Source organism: Klebsiella sp. C283, assembly GCF_048822555.1.
GTDB lineage: Bacteria > Pseudomonadota > Gammaproteobacteria > Enterobacterales > Enterobacteriaceae > Klebsiella > Klebsiella quasipneumoniae.
The window spans coordinates 14,177-31,450 of sequence record NZ_JBMEZS010000005.1 but is presented as its reverse complement, the minus strand read 5'-3'; the positions used below and the strand labels follow the sequence as shown (position 1 = coordinate 31,450).

The 17,274-nt window shown below is 49.9% G+C and carries 31 protein-coding genes, 1 tRNA gene and 1 pseudogene; 23 read left to right on the top strand and 10 right to left on the bottom strand.

Annotated features, from left to right (window positions below; all coding sequences use genetic code 11):
- Positions 1 to 22: 22 nt before the first annotated feature.
- The 9 genes from ACOI7Z_RS10780 to ACOI7Z_RS10740 form a co-directional block, all read right to left on the bottom strand.
- On the bottom strand, positions 23 to 463 hold the full coding sequence (locus ACOI7Z_RS10780) for a hypothetical protein (protein WP_023313532.1): 441 nt from the start codon (positions 461 to 463) through the stop codon (positions 23 to 25).
- A complete protein-coding gene (locus ACOI7Z_RS10775) occupies positions 460 to 678 on the bottom strand; it encodes a hypothetical protein (RefSeq protein ID WP_020948182.1) in 219 nt (72 codons plus the stop codon). Before ACOI7Z_RS10775 ends, ACOI7Z_RS10780 begins: the two co-directional genes overlap by 4 nt.
- The gene (locus ACOI7Z_RS10770; protein WP_004146414.1) at positions 650 to 814 is read right to left on the bottom strand and encodes a hypothetical protein; all 165 of its coding nucleotides are present in this window, start codon (positions 812 to 814) and stop codon (positions 650 to 652) included. The genes ACOI7Z_RS10775 and ACOI7Z_RS10770 overlap by 29 nt, the downstream gene beginning before the upstream one ends.
- 41 nt (positions 815 to 855) lie before the next feature.
- The gene (locus ACOI7Z_RS10765) at positions 856 to 1,203 is read right to left on the bottom strand and encodes a hypothetical protein (RefSeq protein WP_227549701.1); all 348 of its coding nucleotides are present in this window, start codon (positions 1,201 to 1,203) and stop codon (positions 856 to 858) included.
- On the bottom strand, positions 1,184 to 1,393 hold the full coding sequence (locus ACOI7Z_RS10760) for a hypothetical protein (protein WP_101862089.1): 210 nt from the start codon (positions 1,391 to 1,393) through the stop codon (positions 1,184 to 1,186). Before ACOI7Z_RS10760 ends, ACOI7Z_RS10765 begins: the two co-directional genes overlap by 20 nt.
- A 180-nt stretch (positions 1,394 to 1,573) precedes the next feature.
- A complete protein-coding gene (locus ACOI7Z_RS10755; RefSeq protein ID WP_172969376.1) occupies positions 1,574 to 1,993 on the bottom strand; it encodes a hypothetical protein in 420 nt (139 codons plus the stop codon).
- Positions 1,990 to 2,196: a hypothetical protein gene (locus ACOI7Z_RS10750; protein ID WP_101139627.1), complete on the bottom strand. Its 207-nt coding sequence runs from the start codon at positions 2,194 to 2,196 to the stop codon at positions 1,990 to 1,992. Before ACOI7Z_RS10750 ends, ACOI7Z_RS10755 begins: the two co-directional genes overlap by 4 nt.
- The gene (locus ACOI7Z_RS10745) at positions 2,193 to 2,393 is read right to left on the bottom strand and encodes a hypothetical protein (RefSeq protein WP_133124700.1); all 201 of its coding nucleotides are present in this window, start codon (positions 2,391 to 2,393) and stop codon (positions 2,193 to 2,195) included. The genes ACOI7Z_RS10750 and ACOI7Z_RS10745 overlap by 4 nt, the downstream gene beginning before the upstream one ends.
- Positions 2,394 to 2,533: 140 nt before the next feature.
- Positions 2,534 to 3,235: a LexA family protein gene (locus ACOI7Z_RS10740; protein WP_101139626.1), complete on the bottom strand. Its 702-nt coding sequence runs from the start codon at positions 3,233 to 3,235 to the stop codon at positions 2,534 to 2,536.
- Positions 3,236 to 3,340: 105 nt separating this feature from the next.
- Between ACOI7Z_RS10740 and ACOI7Z_RS10735 the strand changes: the two genes are divergently transcribed.
- The 14 genes from ACOI7Z_RS10735 (at position 3,341) to ACOI7Z_RS10670 (ending at position 11,172) form a co-directional block, all read left to right on the top strand.
- A complete protein-coding gene (locus tag ACOI7Z_RS10735) occupies positions 3,341 to 3,529 on the top strand; it encodes a hypothetical protein (RefSeq protein WP_101139625.1) in 189 nt (62 codons plus the stop codon).
- A 147-nt stretch (positions 3,530 to 3,676) separates the two neighbouring features.
- On the top strand, positions 3,677 to 3,982 hold the full coding sequence (locus tag ACOI7Z_RS10730) for a hypothetical protein (protein ID WP_133124699.1): 306 nt from the start codon (positions 3,677 to 3,679) through the stop codon (positions 3,980 to 3,982).
- A 142-nt stretch (positions 3,983 to 4,124) separates the two neighbouring features.
- The gene (locus tag ACOI7Z_RS10725; protein ID WP_133124698.1) at positions 4,125 to 4,391 is read left to right on the top strand and encodes a hypothetical protein; all 267 of its coding nucleotides are present in this window, start codon (positions 4,125 to 4,127) and stop codon (positions 4,389 to 4,391) included.
- A gap of 88 nt (positions 4,392 to 4,479) precedes the next feature.
- A complete protein-coding gene (locus ACOI7Z_RS10720; protein WP_372588443.1) occupies positions 4,480 to 4,677 on the top strand; it encodes a DUF4222 domain-containing protein in 198 nt (65 codons plus the stop codon).
- Positions 4,674 to 5,504, top strand: coding sequence for a helix-turn-helix domain-containing protein (locus ACOI7Z_RS10715; protein WP_101862087.1), 831 nt, complete (start codon positions 4,674 to 4,676; stop codon positions 5,502 to 5,504). Before ACOI7Z_RS10720 ends, ACOI7Z_RS10715 begins: the two co-directional genes overlap by 4 nt.
- A gap of 11 nt (positions 5,505 to 5,515) precedes the next feature.
- Positions 5,516 to 6,409 (top strand): ATP-binding protein, encoded by an 894-nt coding sequence (locus ACOI7Z_RS10710; protein ID WP_101862086.1) that lies wholly within the window; start codon positions 5,516 to 5,518, stop codon positions 6,407 to 6,409.
- Positions 6,390 to 7,769 (top strand): replicative DNA helicase, encoded by a 1,380-nt coding sequence (locus ACOI7Z_RS10705; RefSeq protein WP_101862085.1) that lies wholly within the window; start codon positions 6,390 to 6,392, stop codon positions 7,767 to 7,769. Before ACOI7Z_RS10710 ends, ACOI7Z_RS10705 begins: the two co-directional genes overlap by 20 nt.
- Positions 7,756 to 8,124, top strand: coding sequence for a RusA family crossover junction endodeoxyribonuclease (locus ACOI7Z_RS10700; RefSeq protein ID WP_101862084.1), 369 nt, complete (start codon positions 7,756 to 7,758; stop codon positions 8,122 to 8,124). The genes ACOI7Z_RS10705 and ACOI7Z_RS10700 overlap by 14 nt, the downstream gene beginning before the upstream one ends.
- Positions 8,121 to 8,903, top strand: a complete 783-nt coding sequence (locus tag ACOI7Z_RS10695; protein WP_101862083.1) for an antitermination protein — start codon at positions 8,121 to 8,123, stop codon at positions 8,901 to 8,903. The genes ACOI7Z_RS10700 and ACOI7Z_RS10695 overlap by 4 nt, the downstream gene beginning before the upstream one ends.
- A gap of 196 nt (positions 8,904 to 9,099) precedes the next feature.
- Complete coding sequence (locus ACOI7Z_RS10690; RefSeq protein WP_101862082.1) at positions 9,100 to 9,345, top strand: hypothetical protein; 246 nt, start codon at positions 9,100 to 9,102, stop codon at positions 9,343 to 9,345.
- Between the two features lie 112 nt (positions 9,346 to 9,457).
- Positions 9,458 to 9,534: transfer RNA gene (locus ACOI7Z_RS10685), tRNA-Arg, on the top strand.
- A 162-nt stretch (positions 9,535 to 9,696) separates the two neighbouring features.
- On the top strand, positions 9,697 to 10,002 hold the full coding sequence (locus tag ACOI7Z_RS10680) for a hypothetical protein (RefSeq protein ID WP_050486222.1): 306 nt from the start codon (positions 9,697 to 9,699) through the stop codon (positions 10,000 to 10,002).
- The gene (locus ACOI7Z_RS10675; protein WP_151819858.1) at positions 10,002 to 10,499 is read left to right on the top strand and encodes a lysozyme; all 498 of its coding nucleotides are present in this window, start codon (positions 10,002 to 10,004) and stop codon (positions 10,497 to 10,499) included. The genes ACOI7Z_RS10680 and ACOI7Z_RS10675 overlap by 1 nt, the downstream gene beginning before the upstream one ends.
- A gap of 205 nt (positions 10,500 to 10,704) precedes the next feature.
- Positions 10,705 to 11,172: a lysis protein gene (locus tag ACOI7Z_RS10670; RefSeq protein WP_151819698.1), complete on the top strand. Its 468-nt coding sequence runs from the start codon at positions 10,705 to 10,707 to the stop codon at positions 11,170 to 11,172.
- A gap of 23 nt (positions 11,173 to 11,195) precedes the next feature.
- Here ACOI7Z_RS10670 and ACOI7Z_RS10665 read toward each other — a convergent pair whose 3' ends face one another.
- Positions 11,196 to 11,384 carry a YodC family protein gene (locus ACOI7Z_RS10665; RefSeq protein WP_101862651.1) on the bottom strand — a complete coding sequence of 63 codons (189 nt, stop codon included), beginning with the start codon at positions 11,382 to 11,384 and terminating at the stop codon, positions 11,196 to 11,198.
- 84 nt (positions 11,385 to 11,468) lie between these two features.
- Here ACOI7Z_RS10665 and ACOI7Z_RS10660 point away from each other — a divergent pair.
- From ACOI7Z_RS10660 to ACOI7Z_RS10620, 9 genes and pseudogenes are all read left to right on the top strand, one after another.
- Positions 11,469 to 11,759: pseudogene (locus tag ACOI7Z_RS10660) on the top strand (hypothetical protein).
- Positions 11,741 to 11,872, top strand: coding sequence for a hypothetical protein (locus ACOI7Z_RS10655; protein WP_101862652.1), 132 nt, complete (start codon positions 11,741 to 11,743; stop codon positions 11,870 to 11,872). Before ACOI7Z_RS10660 ends, ACOI7Z_RS10655 begins: the two are co-directional and overlap by 19 nt.
- A gap of 70 nt (positions 11,873 to 11,942) precedes the next feature.
- On the top strand, positions 11,943 to 12,431 hold the full coding sequence (locus tag ACOI7Z_RS10650) for a hypothetical protein (protein ID WP_031592522.1): 489 nt from the start codon (positions 11,943 to 11,945) through the stop codon (positions 12,429 to 12,431).
- A gap of 84 nt (positions 12,432 to 12,515) precedes the next feature.
- On the top strand, positions 12,516 to 12,905 hold the full coding sequence (locus tag ACOI7Z_RS10645) for a hypothetical protein (RefSeq protein WP_031592520.1): 390 nt from the start codon (positions 12,516 to 12,518) through the stop codon (positions 12,903 to 12,905).
- Between the two features lie 66 nt (positions 12,906 to 12,971).
- A complete protein-coding gene (locus ACOI7Z_RS10640) occupies positions 12,972 to 13,217 on the top strand; it encodes a DUF2560 family protein (protein WP_101862653.1) in 246 nt (81 codons plus the stop codon).
- A gap of 55 nt (positions 13,218 to 13,272) precedes the next feature.
- Positions 13,273 to 13,614: an HNH endonuclease gene (locus ACOI7Z_RS10635; protein ID WP_032426433.1), complete on the top strand. Its 342-nt coding sequence runs from the start codon at positions 13,273 to 13,275 to the stop codon at positions 13,612 to 13,614.
- 182 nt (positions 13,615 to 13,796) lie between these two features.
- Positions 13,797 to 14,261, top strand: a complete 465-nt coding sequence (locus ACOI7Z_RS10630) for a phage terminase small subunit P27 family (protein ID WP_004177162.1) — start codon at positions 13,797 to 13,799, stop codon at positions 14,259 to 14,261.
- Complete coding sequence (locus ACOI7Z_RS10625; RefSeq protein ID WP_080795221.1) at positions 14,215 to 15,957, top strand: terminase large subunit; 1,743 nt, start codon at positions 14,215 to 14,217, stop codon at positions 15,955 to 15,957. Before ACOI7Z_RS10630 ends, ACOI7Z_RS10625 begins: the two co-directional genes overlap by 47 nt.
- Positions 15,957 to 17,264: a phage portal protein gene (locus ACOI7Z_RS10620; protein WP_080925167.1), complete on the top strand. Its 1,308-nt coding sequence runs from the start codon at positions 15,957 to 15,959 to the stop codon at positions 17,262 to 17,264. The genes ACOI7Z_RS10625 and ACOI7Z_RS10620 overlap by 1 nt, the downstream gene beginning before the upstream one ends.
- Positions 17,265 to 17,274: the final 10 nt, after the last annotated feature.

The window sequence follows — 17,274 nt, the reverse complement described above, 5'->3', positions numbered from 1 at the left end:
CCCTTTTGAGGTTGGTTCCGGGTTAAGAAAGTTGTGAAGCATTGCGCACCTCTACTGGTTTGCTGGCTTTAAGTTCTTCGCGCTCTTTCACGTAGCGGTCGTGCATGGCATCCCACTTTTCGCACCACTTCTGCATTTCTCGTTTGCGGGCGAGGATGCGGCGCACCCGGCGAACGGTGCGCTGGTGGGCGTTAAAATATTCCAGGGTGACGGCGCCACGTTGCCAGTGAGTCAACTCAGGTTTCAGCGGATGGACTACCTGTACATCCGGATGACGTTGCGTAAAGCCGGATCGGGCGAAAGCATGCGACGTCAGAAAGTGGGCCAGCCAGCTAATAGCGGTACCGCGGCTGAAGCAGCGCTTCATTCGGCCGTGACGAATAGCGACGAAAAGGTCGCCGACTGGCGTGTGGTGCTTCTGTAACGCCAGATCAATAGCGCTGGCAGTGCGGTTGTCGATCATTTGTCTTTCTCCCGGTTATAGGTTTCATGACTCATAACTTCCCAGTTCCGGCCGTCGTCTTTCGATAACAGCCGCCAGCGTGGGTTAACCTTCAGGCTGAGGTAGCCGGTGCGGCGCATGCGGCGTGCGTAGACGCGCTTCCTCCGGTACCGCAGCAGGACCTGCAGCGCCTGCAGGTGTACCCGCTCAGGAATGCGTATTGCTGTTAGTGCCACTGATTTCCTCCTGGTGAGGGGCAATTACCTGATAACCTGCTTTCTTTGCCATCCAGAAGAACGTATCCATACTGGCGATCAGTTCGTTATCGCGAACTTTGCGGGTATCTATTACCTGGCCGTTTTCAATCGTCATAACGACCTGCACTTTTTCGTGTGTAATGGGGGGGGGGTAAATTAGCCATTAATTGATTCCTCCGCTTTTAATGACTGCTCAGCCAGTGTTGCAATAAGCGCATTCATAAAATCCACACCGTCAGGTGTTAATTTATTAACACCCATACAATTCGAATAATGCTCAGCAATTAAATGCTCTGCCTGTTCGCGCTTGTGGTTGTCATAAATCATTGTTTCAAACAGCTTGATTAATGCTTTCGTTAAAATATCTTCATCGAGTTCGACTGGTAACGTTGCGCCATCTTCCAGTTCTACTATCTGAAAGTAACTCCCAGTCCTTCGCATCATTGAATCGAGCTTTGCCCGCACAAGGTGACGGCGGCGTGTTTCAATCAGATTTATTTTCACGCCGCTTTTCCTCTTCGCTAATCCAGGTGAAAATGTCAGACGACATATTCAGCGCAAGACCGATTAATGCCTCGGTTTGACACGAATTCATTTTTCTAAAGCAAAGATGCATCAAATCCAACAGTTCGTTCAGGCTATTGGCTTGAGTTACCGCCTCCTCAATGCCTGTATCTTTTTCAGGGTCCCACATAATTACCACCCATAGGCTTTGCGCAGATAAAGTCCTGCTATGATTTCGTGTCAATTGGCTGCAAAAAGCAGGGCTGTTTTATATGCATTACGGTCGACGATGAAGCTCATAATAGACCTCTCGATAAATTTAGAATGTAAGGTTCCCCACCGATTATGGTGTTAATTAAACTTGCTTTGATTAATTCAGTTTTGCTTCGATGTTTTTCAGTTCACTGCAAACCTTAATCGCATAGTCGAAAATTGCAGAGGCCATATACATGGCGGGTTTACCATTATCGCCATCTGTGAAGTAAACCTCGTTATAAACATGCGCAAGCTCTTCGAGCTTTCTGGCTGTGATGGTCGCGTGAAAAATGTCATCAGTAATATCGCTTTCACCATGTTCCCGTTGGGGGGGGGCAGGTGCGTCGCTTAATGATTTGATATATTCGTTAGTTGTGTCTAGTGTCTTTTTCATTGAGCGAATTAAGCAAGCTATTGCACAATCAGTTTCGTGATCTTCATTGCTGTTTTTATAAATCAGTTCAAGAAGCACGGTGTTTTCTGCAATACCCGCTGCGATAGTCTCAAGTATTTCAATTGGGAATGGAGTCTTCATTTTTCCGTCCCTAAATTCTTAAGGTGTTCGAGTTCTTCATATGCACGCGAAGCCAGGTAACGAATACCATTAGACGCGTCTTTAATTGTATCCGTATCGAGTTGCTCAGCGCTTAACTCAATTGCCACAAGAAGGGCGCATACGTTATTAGTGAACTCCATTGCGCTAATGATGTTGGGGTGGTTGGTGGTATTAGCTTTCATTCTGCCACCTCTTTATTTTCGTTTTTAATAGTTTGCTGCATTGAGTTCACTATATCCCATGCGATACAAAGACACCCCTCAATATCATCGGGATCACAGCTGTTATCTTTTACAGCATGACACAGCATCGACAAAATATGTCCAAGTTTACTCAAGCCTTCCGAGCAGCAAATTACCTTTTCGGTTTCTGTGATCATCTTCATATTCACCACGAGTGTGTTTAATCGGTGAATTAAAGGTAACTAAAGTATCATATGCGTGCAAGTCTTTTTGATACTTTATTTTCGCTCATGAGCCAAAAAAAAGCCGGTAGGCCCGGCATGTATTTGATAAATAATTAAAAGATATCCCATCTCGCATCGACCACTACACCGATAATTTCGCATTCATCGTCAAGGGGGATCATTGGATATTGGGGGTTAAGTGGTTTCAGATAACCAGACCCCATGTCAGTTACGAATTTTTTAAATGTGACATCCTTGCTGCTTCTCTTTTGTGCGATGACATAGCAGTTAGGGTATGGCTCTTTTTCCGGATCGATGAGTATGGACATACCTTCAGGGAAGGTAATGCCAGTGTGAGAGGTCATTGAATCGCCCTTTACTTCCAGCCAAAAACCTCTCTCGCCCGCGTATTTTACAGAATCAATCCAATTTTCAATGTCATACATATTATAGTTATCACCACATTGCGCAAACTGTCCGGCCTGAACCCAATTCAACTTCGGATAGCTATATCTGCGCTGCGGCTGCACGGTCTCAGCTACATTGTTAATCCAAGACGTATCACTAACAGGCTTCTGTTGCTGTGGGGCTCTTGGCAGTTTCTCTTGTGTTCCCTTGCCTGTCGAAAGCCACTCTGGTTCACACCCAAGTGCTGACGAGATCTTGAAGAGAGTATTGCTGTTAAAATTTTTGGTTAGCCCCAATTCAGCCTTACTGATGGCCACTCTCGTAACGCCAGCCTTCTTGGCGAGAGCTTCTTGCGTTAAACCCAACAATTCACGTCGGCTTATCAAACGGTCTGCTAACGAGCTCATGAATAGTCCCTCCCGAAAGAAACTAAAGTAACATTTACTTTTGATACTTTGGATTCTATTTGCTAGTATCTATTGATACAATAGTTTCGCTAACGGAAAATGAATATGACTTTGTTTGAAATCCTCAAGCAGAAATTCAAAACAAACACTGCAATCGGAAGAAGGTTCCCTCGCAAGGGCAAACCAAGGAGTAGTCAGGCGGTTGGGAAATGGGAAAGTCGCGGGGTTCCGGAAGATGTCGCAATCCTTTGCCATCTTGACGAGGACATTCCCTACAGCCACCCAGGGCTGTAACGAAATAAAAGGGTGTGACATGTCACAACAGTCAACCGCTATGCCTGATCCGCGCTACTTCCAGCCGCTGCTGCCACGCAGCATCAGGTACGACCCGATAAGTAGGGTGTATTACCTGATCCCTAAAGCCAAACAACAGGAGCCCACATGAGCGGAGAAGTAACGATTAGCTACTTCGGGAAGTGTGGCGGGGAGTTGTTAATTGTCTCCCCGGTGACGTTTGCTGCTTCGAGTCAGTTATTGCTGGGACTTGAGGAAAGCGAAATTGAATCGGGCCTTGCTATCGGGGACGTACCCAAAGATCCGACAAAATTCGATGAATTCCTCTTTGCTGTCTGCATACGCGCGATTAACGACAATTCCCTGGTGCTGGAGCACCTGAATAGTTATTTCGGCGTTTCTTTTCCAGACCTCAAAGGTCACTGGCAGCGCGTGTGCGTCGGCAAAAACTGACAGAAATTCTTCGTACTGGCTTTCATCTCTGTAGCAAAACAGGGGAATGGCTTTTTCAGACATGTCGAACCTCCTCGGCCCTAAGGTGTAGGAACCATGAGGATATACCGGGGGAAGGTTCGGCACCAACTGGAGGATCACTGTGAACCCGACTGATTTTATCCGTAAGCACATCACAGCCGCTCTGACAGCTGAAGGCTTCTCACCGTCGGTGGTTCAGGGGGGGGGGGTAGCAAAGGGGCTGGAACATTACCGCTGCATGTCGCAGTCAACCAAAAAAGGGAGTTGTTTTGATGACTGTTTGTATCGTGCCCGTCAGTGGGCTCTTGGGCAGACAACAACGGCAGAGCGGAAAGCTGCAAAGAAAAAGCCGGGAAAAGGTGGTGGCACTTCTCCCGGCCTGTTCTGACTTCCAACACAGCATTTGATTTGAAATGACCTGGAGGGAGATTTCATGAAAGACCTTAGCAGACAATTTGATTACAAATCAAGCGCAGGTGAGCCAAGTGTTTCCAGAAACTGGCAGCATTAAGGCGTTGGACAGGCTGTATCACGATCCGCGAGGTGTTGTCGTGCATGTCACCGGCTGGGATCGCGAAAAGCAGCAAGTTTATTTTACCAGGCCGGATTATCCGCATGAATGCATGCAGCCGGTCTGGAAGTTTCAACAGTACTTCACGAGGGTTTTGGTATGAGCATGGATCTGATGGTTCAGGCTATGAAAATTAAGGTCGGAAACCCTTTGCGCAAATTGGTTCTTCTTAAGCTGGCGGATAACGCCAGTGATCTCGGTGAGTGCTGGCCTAGTTACCAGCACATTGCTGACCAGTGTGAAATTAGCAAGCGTTCGGTGATGAATCACATCGAGGCGCTATGTGAGTGCGGCCTGATAAAAAAAGAGCTACGGACGGGACCAAAGGGGAATTCCAGCAACGTGTATCAGCTCAATTTACGTAGTGCAGGAGATTCACCAAGGGGGGGTGCAAATCGTTCACTACCTGGTGCAACAGATTCACTACCTGGTGCAGGAGATTCACCAGGGGGTAGTGCAGGAGCTGCACCCAGAATCAGTCACTCTTTTGAACCAGTCAATGAACCAGTCAATGAACCTATAAAACATACCGGCGCTTCGGCTACCGCCTCTGCAGCGGCTCGTTCTGCAAAACAGGATTATTCCCCTGAGTTTGAGACAGCCTGGCAGGCATACCCAAAACGCGCCGGTGGTAATTCCAAGGCTGCGGCCTTCAAGGCGTGGAAGACTCGTCTGAAAGAAGGGGTTAAACCTGAGGTCATGCTGGCGGGTGTTAAACGCTACGCAGCCTACGCACGTGCAACCGGCAGTGTTGGCACCCAGTACGTCAAGCAGGCCGCGTCGTTCTTTGGGCCAGATCGCCATTTCGAAGAATCCTGGCAGGCGCCATCCGCTCCCGGAGGTGGGCACAACGGCACTATTGCCCGCCTGTCTGGACTGGGGCGCATGTCTGACGATTTTGGCGAATCTGGTGAGAACCTGAATTTTTGAGTGAGGTGGATATGTTGAATTTAAATCAGCTCAAAGAGCGTGAAGACCTGATGGCGCAGCAGGCAAAACTCGGCGATGAACTCGCTTTCGCCGAAGTGCATACACTTCCCTGGGGGTTCGGGGGCTGGAACTCGAACCACACCAGCATGGCTTCATGTCCGGAGCATGGAGACTACGAGCGATTCACGCTGGTGGGTAAGGATTTTCGCGGTAGGGAGACATTCAAGCATTCCCGCTGCCCTGCGTGCATCCGGTCGGAGCAGGCAAGTGTTGAGTCTGGACTGAGAGAGCTTCGCGTTAGCAGCTTGCTGGACGACGCAGGTATCACTCGACGCTTTGGTGATTGCGAGTTTGATAATTACCTGGAGATCAATCAGGAAGCCTCACGCAACCTCGCAGCCTGCAAGCGCTACGCAAACAACTGGCCAGCTGTTCTGGAGGCCGGGAAAAGCCTTGTGCTAACAGGGAGCTGCGGGACGGGGAAAAACCATCTGGCGGTATCACTGGCTAAAAACATCATCCGCAACCATCTCGCCAGTGTGGAACTGACCGACGTGATGCGTCTGACTCGCGCGGTGAAAAGCACCTGGCGCCACAATGCGGACACAACCGAAGAGAGCGTACTGGATCACTACGCTTCGCTGGATCTGCTGATTATCGATGAGGTGGGTGTGCAGTTTGGTAGCCCGACAGAGATGACAATCCTGCATGAGATCATTAACGCCCGCTATGAAAGTGTTCTGCCAACGATCCTGATTAGCAACCTGCCGCGTGAGCAACTGAAAGAGTTTATCAGCGACCGCATTTTTGACCGAGTTACTGATGGTGGGCGCAACTACCTGGTTTTCAACTGGACGAGTTTTCGTGGGAATAACGGGGGCATGCATGACACCAGTCTGGCGTAACGACGAACTTGAAGAGGCGGTTATCGGCGCATTGTTTTTGCGCGGAGCTGATCCTGAGGTGCTGGATGTTCTCTCCCGGCTGCCTGCGGGCACCTTCTCAGTTCGCCAGTATCGGGAGATTTACACTGGTATCTGCCGACAGGCTCGCAGTAGTGGCGTGATTGATCCACTGCTGTTGTGCGAATCGCTGCCCGCGCTTCAAACCACAATTCTTGCAGCCACCCGTATCAGCTGGGCGAAATCCGCGTTGTTATCTTACGTTGATGTTCTGCGTCGCAATGCTGGCGTTCGTGATGCTGAAGCAGCACTGGAAAAAGTGCTGGAACAAATCAGAAACGCTAACAACGGCGATGCAGCCCTGGTGGCACTGGAAGCCGCTAAACAGGCTGTATCGGCTATCGATATTTCAGCGGATACCGTTCAGCCCGTTCACATCTCTGAACTACTCACCGCGGTGGCCGATGAAGCGGAATCCCGTAGCCAGGGGAAAGAAGAGACCCTAAGCCTGCTTACCGGAATTGAGGAGCTTGATGCCAAGACCGGCGGTATTGAATCCACTGATCTGGTGTTTATTGCCGCGCGGCCATCGATGGGCAAAACCGAACTGGCACTGGATATCATCGACAAAGTATCCGCTCAGGGGCATGGGGTGCTGTTTTTCAGCATGGAGATGTCTGATACCCAGATTGCCAAACGTATGGTATCCGCCGCAGGGGGCATGCCGATGTCCCGCCTGAAAGCAGTGGATAAATTCGAGGACGAAGACTGGGCTCGATTTTTTAACGGCATGGAGCGAATGGCTACCCGCAATATCTGGATCACCGACGCCACCGGCCTAACTATCGACCAGATCCAGCAAACCGCAACACACTATCAGATAGCGCATCCTGAAATCGCGCTGGTGGTCATCGACTACCTGGCGCTTATCAAAATTCAGAGTGCTGCGCGGTACGACCTGGCCGTTGGCGAAGTATCCAAGGGGCTTAAAAGCCTGGCTAAAGCCAATAAAACCCCCGTACTCGCGCTGAGCCAGTTGTCGCGCGGTGTGGAATCCAGACCCAATAAGAGGCCAATGAACTCCGATATGAAAAACTCGGGAGAAATTGAGGCTGATGCTGACTTGATCCTGATGTTGTACCGCGACGAGGTTTATAACCCTGAATCGCCAGCAAAGGGAATTGCTGAAATTAACGTGACAAAACAGCGGAATGGGGAGCTGGGGACTATCTACCGTCGGTTCTACAACGGTCATTTCCTGCCAATTGATCAGGAGGAAGCTCGCCAGCGATCGACGCCGCAACCAAAGGCACATCAACGCCGTTACACGAAAGGGAGCCGGGCTGGTCATGAAGATTTTTAACATTACACCAATGGGCAAACCGAGGATGACCCGGGCAGACAAATGGAAACAGCGGGAAGTGGTCATGCGCTACCGGGCATTCTGCGATGAGATCCGCCTGAAGAACGTTGCTATGCCGGAGCAGGGCGGACACATAACCTTCGTAGTTCCCATGCCAAAGAGCTGGAGCCAGAAGAAGCGAGTAACGATGAATGGGCAGGCACACCAGCAGAAACCAGACGCCGATAACATGATTAAAGCGCTGATGGATGCTCTGTTTACTGATGATGCACATATCTGGGACTTTCGTGTCACAAAAATCTGGGGTGAATACGGACAAATTTTAATTTCTGATATCGGAGAAGTGGCTGCATGAAACTTGAAGCATCGTTAAAGCATTTCAGCCCGCAGGGCATGCATATCAGCGACGACGTGAAAAGCACATCGCCGAATCGCCTGAACGGTACCGACGTTATGACCGGGATCGGGGTGACCAGCAGCCGGGCACGGTTCGGGCTGGCGGCGTTCTTCGGTAAGGCTGGCATCAGTAAGACAGATGAGCAGTTGGCGGTTCAGGCGCTGGCGCAGTTCGCCATCAAAAACGCTCCTAAAAATGTCCGCAAAGCTGCTGGTGACAAGCTCGGAGCCTGCATGTCGACGCTGGCGCAATTTGCCTTTGCGGAATACTCACGTTCGGCGGCCACCAGCGCAACGTGTCACAGCTGCAGCGGAACCGGGTTTATTTCCCGGCATGAAGATGTAATTAAGCACCCGGGTATTTTCGATGCTGACGGTGTCGAAGTGAAGGCCCCAAAAATTAAAAATGAACTGGTAAAAAGGGTCTGTGGAGTGTGCGGAGGAAAGAAAGTTATCCATGCGCGATGCAGGTGTGGTGGTAAAGGGGAGGTGTTAGATCGTAAAGCGACCAAAGAACTTGGCGCGCCGGTTTTCAAAACATGTGAACGCTGCTCTGGTAATGGCTTCTCTGTAGTACCCTCAGCGACGGTACATCGCACCATACTGAAGCGTCTCCCGGATCTTCATCAGTCTTCGTGGTCACGCAACTGGAAACCGTTCTATGAGGTGCTGGTGGATATGCTGCGTCAGGGTGAGCGACAAGCAGCGGTAGAATTCGAGAAGGCAACAACTTACTAAAGTGATCGGAGCAAATGGCGGCAAATCTTTGCACGATAGAGTTGACTTTGCATAATAGTGTCCTGTATGCTTCTAATCATTGACACTTACATCCAAATGAAACTGATTCTGAACCCTGCCAACCGGCGGGGTTTTTTCTTTTCTGGGGACAGATTACGCGCTATAACAAACTCTCCCAGATCAGGAGATATCAGTTATGGAAAATAAACCATCAGATCCGAATCAAACTGCAAAGATAGCAGCAGAAGCAATGGTTAAACATCTGGCTCCGGTGTTTCCCCCAATGGCCCAGGTAAAGGAGATTATTGCCAGGGTTCGACGAGGCGGTGAAGAAAGCATGCTGGAATTGGATGTAACCAAAATGCTGACATCATATTTATTGGAAGCGATAAAACTTCGTGATTCCATGCCAGAAGAGGTAAAAAAAGCACTTGGTAAGTAATCGGGAAGGGAACCTACATGCTGGCTATTTCAGTGGTAGCTTTCCTTAAGTGACGTAAAAATATTACCCACGACAATTACAGGCTGCGCATTAGCGTGGCCTTTTTCATTCTGCGCCATTAGCTCAACCGGAAAGAGCGATAGCCTTCTAAGCTATCGGTTTCAGGTTCGAGTCCTGAATGGTGCGCCAATTTCTAAGCGCCTCTTGCTTACCCTCTGCCAGTCGCCGTGCTGGCTTTTTCTATTTTCAGGCCCGCGAGAATCATCATCGACACGTTTCGTTGTTAAATCCAGCCCGACGGGCCTGACCCTTTTCAAACACAGCACCCCGCGATAAACGGAGGTGGAGACTATGAAAATGCACGATCAGCAAGGGAACATTTTTACGCAATTTTTTGCGTGGGTGGCGGCCTTCGCTGCGGCATTTGGTTTTACCACGCAGGATCTCATTTACATGCTCTTTGGTGCTGCTGGGCTGATTCTCTCGTTGGCCTCGTACATCAACGGCCGTGTAGATGCCAGGCGTAAGCGCAAAGAAGATGAGAAGCGCACAAAAATGGTCAATGACTATCTGGAGGGTGTTAGCGATAAACCTCACGATGAGCGCCCGGCTGCCGCGATGGTGGTAGTGAAGGCGCTGCAAAAGGCAGGTGAATGATGAGTCCTGCACTGCGAAAATATGTTTTATCCGCTGTGGGTGGTGGGGCGATTGCCATTGCTTCAGCGCTCATCACCGGCCCGACCGGTAACGATGGCCTTGAGGGTGTGCGATACGACCCCTATCAGGATGTGGTAGGGGTCTGGACTGTCTGTTATGGCCACACTGGCAAAGACATCATGCTCGGCAAGAAGTACACCGAGGCTGAATGCCGCGCGCTGCTCAACAAAGATCTGAACACCGTCGCTCGCCAGATCAACCCGTACATCCAGAAGCCGATCCCCGAAACAATGCGCGGGGCTCTGTACTCGTTCGCTTATAACGTCGGCGCCGGAAACTTCCAGACCTCCACTCTGCTGCGCAAAATCAACCAGGGCGACCAGAAAGGTGCATGCGACCAGTTGCGCCGCTGGACCTACGCCAAAGGCAGGCAGTGGAAAGGCCTGGTAACTCGCCGAGAGATTGAGCGCGAAGTTTGTCTTTGGGGGCAAAAATGAAGATAAAGCTTGAGCATTCTGTTGCGCATTTCGCCAAAGACCTGAGACCGACGCATGGCCCCCAGAAATGGCCGTGGTGGCGCTGGGTTTCCTTCGGGCTAGTGCCGATCGCAGTTTGCAGCCCCTCATATGGGCTGCGTCTGTGGATGTACACCCGCTGGGGCGCTGGCTACGTGGGAATCTATTTCGACAGGCGGATAAAACAATGAGCCGATTAACCGCCATTATCATCGCTGTTGTGATCTGCCTGATAGTCAGCCTCGGCTGGCTGGTCAGTCACTACCACGACAACGCCACAGAGTTCAAAAGGCAGCGCGATAAAGCGACCGAGCAGCTCAGCCTGGCGAAAGACACCATCGCTGACATGCATGTAAGGCAGAGAGACGTCGCAGCGCTCGATGCCAAATACACGAAGGAATTAGCCGATGCAAAAGCTGAAAATGATGCTCTGCAGCGCAAGCTTGATAATGGTGGTCGGGTGCTCGTCAAAGGCAAGTGTCCAGTGTCAGCCACAACCCAAGCCCCCGGCGCCGCCAGCATGGGCGATGATGTCACCGTCGAACTCTCTGCAGTTGCTGGACGAAACGTTCTCGGTATCCGATCCGGAATCAAACAAGACCAGTCATCCTTAAGGGTTTTGCAAGAATACATCAGAAACCAGTGCCTGAAATAGGGAGCAGAGCTCCCTTGGCGAAATTACAAGATACCAACAGATGGTTTAAATTTTTGAATTGATGTTCCTTTAAACATTTCGCTATTTCTTTTTCCATTAGAGAACCATTCGCAACAATATTTATCAAGACTTTTATCGAATCTTTCCACTGTCATTATTGGACCACCAGACTTCAACTGCACAAGGGTACCAGGTTCGAATTTTTCTTCCATTTTCATGCCTCATTAATTTTGATGAAAACAAAAAATCATGTCTGTTTTGCAAGACTATCATAACCCAAAGGAAGAGCTAAGACGATGAATGATAATTCACGTAAAGACCTACAATTGTGGTTTGGTTTGTCGTATGCAAGCTTCTGCGTGATGCCCTGCGTTTTCATGGAGGCCATGCCTGCAGTGTGGCAAGGTTAGAAAGCAGATCTGCTGTTTGAGTATAACGACAAAATCAAAACGGACGTATGCGGCATTCATAGCTTTTTTGTAACAGCGAAGGACGGTAACAATCGGTTCATGAAAATGCCGGAGGATATCTTGAGCTATCGGCATCCGTTGATACCGGCTGCAGCTGGGTGCGGATCATCTACCTGACCGACCACGATATCGACGTGCTGGATAAGCAGACCAAGCGCGACATTCTGGCGCACAACAAATCAGTGCTGGTGAGCTGCCCGCAACAAACCGACAAGGCTACTAATATCTAATAAAAACTGTTGCATCAACACAGCATGAGCATTATATCAGGGAAGACGACACAGTAAGGAGTGCTGCAAGATGAACTTAATGATGGGTGTATTCGGTTCCAGCAACAGGGGAAAAAGTGAAACGCTAATATTTCTGATAAAACTGTTTGAGCAAAGTGATCGCTATGCATCCTTTATGGCAGCAAAACCCCACCCTGGTGGAGAAAAGGATCTTATAGCTGTATTTGAGCGTGATGGACTTAAGATTGGGATATCCACTTTGGGGGATTTGGGCTCTCAGGTTGAAAAATCTACCAAAGAGTTAGCTGAGATGGGATGCAACGTGATCATCACTGCTACACGAACTCAGAAGAAAACAGTTGTTGCTTTTGAAAAGGTTGCTGAAGAGTTCAGTTTCAAAAAACTGTGGTTTGAAAAAAACAACAATATGAATGATTGTTGCAATAATTGGCCTAGTAAGCAGGAAGGGTTTGAGGCAATAAAAAGAAGCCGCTTTAATCAAAGTAATATGATGGATGCCAGTTTTATATTTAGCTACATCGACGGATTACCAGGTTGATTCGTTGGCAATGAATATCAAATACAAGTAAATACGATGCCTCGCAATAGCGGGGCTTTTTATTACCAGAAGCAGGAGAAGACAATGTTTACCGTTAAGCAGATTATTAACAACGCCACCTCATTGTATGAGGCAAAAGAAATCACCGTTGCTCGCCCTGGCTCTGAGCAATGGCGTCAGGCTTTTGCTCTTGCTGATGAACTGGATGTTATGGCGCCTGACATCATTGAGCATATCCCGATGTCCTATGAGGACCAAGATATGACGAAACCAGTTGGCGATGAGCATCAATTAACGGTCGAGCGTACTGGAGCAAACCGGGCTGATTGCATTGCCATTATTTGTTCAGGGATTCCTTCGCCAGCTTTCCCGGACATACATGAGCTTGGTGGTGTTGGATACCAATTTCTTTACAAAGGCGATCAGATTTACATCACCAACAGCCACGGCGCGACCATCGAAACAGTTAAGTAAGGCATTACAGGAGCCATTCTGCCGAGTGGCTTCAATAATGCTCCCCACATCGCACAGAGGTAAGACATGTCAGAGATTACACCAGCAGAACAGATTCGACTGAATCTGCTTTCCACCCTGAACTACGACACCGCAGCCGCTGCTAAGGCTATTGAGTTCGTCCAGGATAGCCCGCTCAAATATCAGCTGTTCATCCAGCAGTACAACCGCGTGGTAACTGAAACTGAAGTGGTGGCACGGACTATCAAAGCGCTTCAGGAGTCGACGGAAGCGTTAGCGCTTTTTGATACCGGCGCTGAGCAGGCCAGCTAAGGCATTACAGCAGGCACTCGTTGAGCGCCTGTGATAATGCTCAAGGAGCGATTACGTGAACAAAGAGCCCCGCATCTACGGCAGCAAGTGGGACCGAGAGCGTCTTATCTTCCTGCGTGCGCACCCCTTATGCGTCATGTGCCAGGAGCAAGGCAGGGTGACAGCTGCAACGGTGGTTGACCATATCATCCCGCACAAACTGAAAGAGGCTCTGCGCTCTGCTGACAGCCAGGCAATAGCGAAGGCACAAAAGCTTTTCTGGAGCCGGAAGAACTGGCAAGGGCTGTGTAAGCAGCACCACGACTCAACGAAGCAGCGAATGGAGAAGCGTGGCACCGTGATCGGCTGCGATGAAAACGGGATGCCACTGGACCCGGCTTCTCATTGGTTTAAGTGATAACCATTATCAATACATCTCAAAATTGATTGTCATTTGAAATCATTAGCATTCAAATGATATCGATTCTCATCTGAGTGGGAGGGGCGGGTCAAAAGTTCAGAACCTCGAACCCAAATGACCGCCGCCAGTCCTTTTTGTGCACAACCGCGAAATGAAAAGTTTTTTTCCGGGAGGTTCCGATGGCAGGACGACGCCCGAAACCGACCCACCTCAAAGTGGTTACCGGCAACCCGGGCAAACGCAAACTTAACGACAAAGAACCATCGCCAGCGCGAGAAATACCAAGCCCTCCAGAGCACCTCACTGACTGGGGAAAGGTGGCGTGGGGGAAGCTGACCGTGCTGCTGGATGGCATGGGCATTTTAACCATTGCCGATACGCTGGCGCTCGAACGACTCTGCGATATTTACGCCGACATTCTGCAGCTTCGCCTGACTATTGCTGACGAGGGGCGAACTTACACCGTGCAGACCGAGGGCGGTTTTTTGATTAAGGCTAACCCGGCAGTAGCAATGTTGGCGGATGCTGATCGACGTTTTAAAAGTTACCTGGTTGAATTCGGTCTGACTCCGGCCGCCAGAACGAAGGTGAAAGTGGATGGTGGAGAAAAAGAAGAAGACCCGCTCAACCAGTTCTTCGGTTGATCCCGCCACGCAATATGCGCGGGATGTAGACTCCGGCAAAGAAATCGCCGGGCCTGACATCAGGAATTCCTGTAAGCGACATCTCAAAGATTTGGAATCCTGCCATGCTCGCGGGTTGGTATGGGATGTTGCAGCGGCGCAGCGCGCCATCGACTTTTTTGCCAAGGTACTGAAGCTCAACGGCGGTGAGCATGAGGGAAAACCCTTCAACCTGCTACCGTGGCAGTGCTTTATTGTAGGGTCGATATTCGGCTGGAAGAACTCGGATGGTTATCGTAGATTTCGCATGGTGTACGTTGAATCTGGTAAGGGTTCCGGCAAATCACCACTGGCTGGCGGAGTGGGGCTTTACTGTCTAACAGCAGATAAGGAGCCTCGTGCCGAGATATATGCAGCAGCAACGAAAAAAGACCAGGCCATGATCCTTTTTCGTGATGCTGTCGCGATGGTGGATCAGTCCCCTGCGTTAGCACAGCGAATAAATAAATCAGGCGGCGCCGGGAAAGAGTGGAACCTTGCGTTTCTTCAGACCGGCTCATTTTTCCGGCCTATCAGTTCGGATGATGGGCAGTCAGGGCCACGCCCACACTGTGCACTGATTGACGAAATTCACGAGCACAAAAACAACCAGGTTGTGGAAATGATGCGCGCCGGGACGAAAGGTCGTCGCCAGGCGTTGATTTTCATGATCACTAACAGCGGCCACGACAAAACCAGCGTCTGCTACGACTATCACGAGTATGGGCGTAAAGTTGCCGAAGGCTCGATTGAGGATGACAGTTTCTTTTCTTTCATTTGCTCCCTGGACGAAGGAGAAGACCCATTCAAGGACGAGTCCTGCTGGAAAAAAGCAAACCCCTCTCTTGGTCATACTTTTACCGATCGCTACCTGCGTGAGCAGGTTACTCAGGCTCGGGGGATGCCGTCGAAAGAAAGCATTGTTCGGCGGTTAAACTTCTGTCAGTGGGTGGATGCCGATAACCCCTGGATGAGTAGCGATGTGTGGATGGGGTGCGAAGAGGACTTTGACCTGCAGGAGCTGCAGGGAGAAGAATGTTATGGCGGCCTGGACCTTTCAGGAACTCGCGACCTTACGTCTCTGGCGCTCTTTTTCCCTAAAAAAAGAAAGCTGCTGGTGGAGTTCTGGACACCAAAAGATACTTTGCTGGATAGAGCGAAAACAGACCGCGTACCTTATGACGCATGGGAACGGGGAGGCCATATTCATACCACTCCCGGAAAGGCGGTGAAATATGGCTTTGTTGCCGAGCGCATTGCTGATCTTTCCATGTTGTTCGATATCAAGGCGATCGCCTTCGACCAGTACCGCATCAAATATCTTGAACCGGAACTGGAAAACGCTTCTGTATCAGTACCGCTTATTCCTCACGGGCAGGGATACTACAAGGCGCAGGATTCAGGACTGTGGATGCCTCATTCCATCGAACTCTTTGAACAGATGCTGGATGATGGCGTAATCATTATTAAAACTAACCCCTGCCTCCGATGGAACGCTGCTTCCGCCGTAACCGAAGCCGACCAAAAAGAAAACCGCATATTCGCCAAGAAAAAGAGTACTGGTCGAATAGATGGTGTGGTTGCGTCAGCGATGGCAATTGGTGCTGCGGAAGGTTACGAGCCTGATGATGGTGATATTGAGGGCTTTTTTGACGATCCGATCATAGTGGGTATCTGATGGCTAAGAATAAACAGCAACCAGGGCGCGTTAAGAGCGCCCTTTTAAACTGGCTTGGTGTTCCCATAGGCCTGACTACCGGTGAATTCTGGCAGGAGTGGTTCGGGACCAGCAGTAGCGGAAAAGTGGTCACCGCTGACAAAATTATCAGGCTTTCTACCGTCTGGGCGTGCGTGAGGCTATTGAGTGAGTCGGTATCCACACTTCCGCTAAAAATTTACGAGCGGCAGGCTGATGGATCGCGAAAGCTGGCCCAGAATAATCTTGCATACCAGATATTATGCAGGCGCCCTAACCCGGAAATGACACCTTCCCGTTTCATGCTGATGATCGTGGCCAGTATTTGTCTGCGTGGTAACGCTTTTGTCGAAAAGTTTTTCATTGGTAACAAGCTGGTATCAATGGTTCCGCTTCTTCCTCAGAAAATGGTTGTAAAGCGACTCGATAGCGGAAAATTACAGTACACCTACACGGAAAATGGCGTTCCGCGGATCATTCCTGTAGACAGGATGATGCATATTCGTGGGTTTGGTCTCGATGGCGTGTGCGGCATGATGCCGACAATGGCCGGGGTTGACGTTTTCGGCGCTGCTATGTCGGTTGATGAAGCCGCGGCAAAAATCTTCGAAAATGGCCTGCAAAGTACTGGTTTCCTGTCTTCAAAAACGGCGCTTAATAAGGAACAGCGAGAAAGATTGCGTCAAAACCTTCAGTCTTTTATTGGTTCTAAAAACGCCGGGAAACTGATGGTTCTGGAAAATGAACTGACTTACCAGAATGTCACTATGAACCCGGAGGCCGCGCAGCTCCTTGAAAGCCGTTCATTCAGTATTGAGGAAATTTGTCGCTGGTTTCGTGTACCGCCATTTATGGTCGGCCATACAACAAAACAATCCAGCTGGGCATCGAGTCTTGAAGGAATGAACATGCTGTTCCTGACTCATACCCTGCGCCCTCTCCTGGTCAATATTGAGCAGGAAATATCGCGTTGTCTTCTGAACAGTGATGAGGACTTGTTTGCTGAGTTCTCCGTTGAAGGGCTTCTGCGCGCCGATAGCGCGGGTCGTGCTGCTTACTATACCAGCGCACTGCAGAATGGCTGGATGTCTCGCAATGACGTTCGCCGTCTTGAGAACATGCCGCCGATTGAAGGGGGCGATATTTACACCGTTCAGCTCAACCTGACCCAACTGAAAAATCTCGAAAGCAGCAACCCTGCTGTTCAGGCGCTGGCTCTGCGAGAGCTGCATAACCACGTATTCCCCGATATTTCCTTTGAGCAATCTCCGCTGAAACAGGCCGCTTAGGAGCACTTTC

Bases quoted from the DNA above. Each gene is read 5' to 3' on its own strand.
- ACOI7Z_RS10780 (WP_023313532.1), bottom strand. From the start codon at position 463: ATGATCGACAACCGCACTGCCAGCGCTATTGATCTGGCGTTACAGAAG.
- ACOI7Z_RS10770 (WP_004146414.1), bottom strand. From the start codon at position 814: ATGACGATTGAAAACGGCCAGGTAATAGATACCCGCAAAGTTCGCGAT.
- ACOI7Z_RS10760 (WP_101862089.1), bottom strand. From the start codon at position 1,393: ATGTGGGACCCTGAAAAAGATACAGGCATTGAGGAGGCGGTAACTCAA.
- ACOI7Z_RS10755 (WP_172969376.1), bottom strand. From the start codon at position 1,993: ATGAAGACTCCATTCCCAATTGAAATACTTGAGACTATCGCAGCGGGT.
- ACOI7Z_RS10750 (WP_101139627.1), bottom strand. From the start codon at position 2,196: ATGAAAGCTAATACCACCAACCACCCCAACATCATTAGCGCAATGGAG.
- ACOI7Z_RS10745 (WP_133124700.1), bottom strand. From the start codon at position 2,393: ATGATCACAGAAACCGAAAAGGTAATTTGCTGCTCGGAAGGCTTGAGT.
- ACOI7Z_RS10740 (WP_101139626.1), bottom strand. From the start codon at position 3,235: ATGAGCTCGTTAGCAGACCGTTTGATAAGCCGACGTGAATTGTTGGGT.
- ACOI7Z_RS10735 (WP_101139625.1), top strand. From the start codon at position 3,341: ATGACTTTGTTTGAAATCCTCAAGCAGAAATTCAAAACAAACACTGCA.
- ACOI7Z_RS10730 (WP_133124699.1), top strand. From the start codon at position 3,677: ATGAGCGGAGAAGTAACGATTAGCTACTTCGGGAAGTGTGGCGGGGAG.
- ACOI7Z_RS10715 (WP_101862087.1), top strand. From the start codon at position 4,674: ATGAGCATGGATCTGATGGTTCAGGCTATGAAAATTAAGGTCGGAAAC.
- ACOI7Z_RS10710 (WP_101862086.1), top strand. From the start codon at position 5,516: ATGTTGAATTTAAATCAGCTCAAAGAGCGTGAAGACCTGATGGCGCAG.
- ACOI7Z_RS10705 (WP_101862085.1), top strand. From the start codon at position 6,390: ATGACACCAGTCTGGCGTAACGACGAACTTGAAGAGGCGGTTATCGGC.
- ACOI7Z_RS10700 (WP_101862084.1), top strand. From the start codon at position 7,756: ATGAAGATTTTTAACATTACACCAATGGGCAAACCGAGGATGACCCGG.
- ACOI7Z_RS10695 (WP_101862083.1), top strand. From the start codon at position 8,121: ATGAAACTTGAAGCATCGTTAAAGCATTTCAGCCCGCAGGGCATGCAT.
- ACOI7Z_RS10690 (WP_101862082.1), top strand. From the start codon at position 9,100: ATGGAAAATAAACCATCAGATCCGAATCAAACTGCAAAGATAGCAGCA.
- ACOI7Z_RS10680 (WP_050486222.1), top strand. From the start codon at position 9,697: ATGAAAATGCACGATCAGCAAGGGAACATTTTTACGCAATTTTTTGCG.
- ACOI7Z_RS10675 (WP_151819858.1), top strand. From the start codon at position 10,002: ATGAGTCCTGCACTGCGAAAATATGTTTTATCCGCTGTGGGTGGTGGG.
- ACOI7Z_RS10670 (WP_151819698.1), top strand. From the start codon at position 10,705: ATGAGCCGATTAACCGCCATTATCATCGCTGTTGTGATCTGCCTGATA.
- ACOI7Z_RS10665 (WP_101862651.1), bottom strand. From the start codon at position 11,384: ATGGAAGAAAAATTCGAACCTGGTACCCTTGTGCAGTTGAAGTCTGGT.
- ACOI7Z_RS10650 (WP_031592522.1), top strand. From the start codon at position 11,943: ATGAACTTAATGATGGGTGTATTCGGTTCCAGCAACAGGGGAAAAAGT.
- ACOI7Z_RS10645 (WP_031592520.1), top strand. From the start codon at position 12,516: ATGTTTACCGTTAAGCAGATTATTAACAACGCCACCTCATTGTATGAG.
- ACOI7Z_RS10640 (WP_101862653.1), top strand. From the start codon at position 12,972: ATGTCAGAGATTACACCAGCAGAACAGATTCGACTGAATCTGCTTTCC.
- ACOI7Z_RS10630 (WP_004177162.1), top strand. From the start codon at position 13,797: ATGGCAGGACGACGCCCGAAACCGACCCACCTCAAAGTGGTTACCGGC.
- ACOI7Z_RS10625 (WP_080795221.1), top strand. From the start codon at position 14,215: ATGGTGGAGAAAAAGAAGAAGACCCGCTCAACCAGTTCTTCGGTTGAT.
- ACOI7Z_RS10620 (WP_080925167.1), top strand. From the start codon at position 15,957: ATGGCTAAGAATAAACAGCAACCAGGGCGCGTTAAGAGCGCCCTTTTA.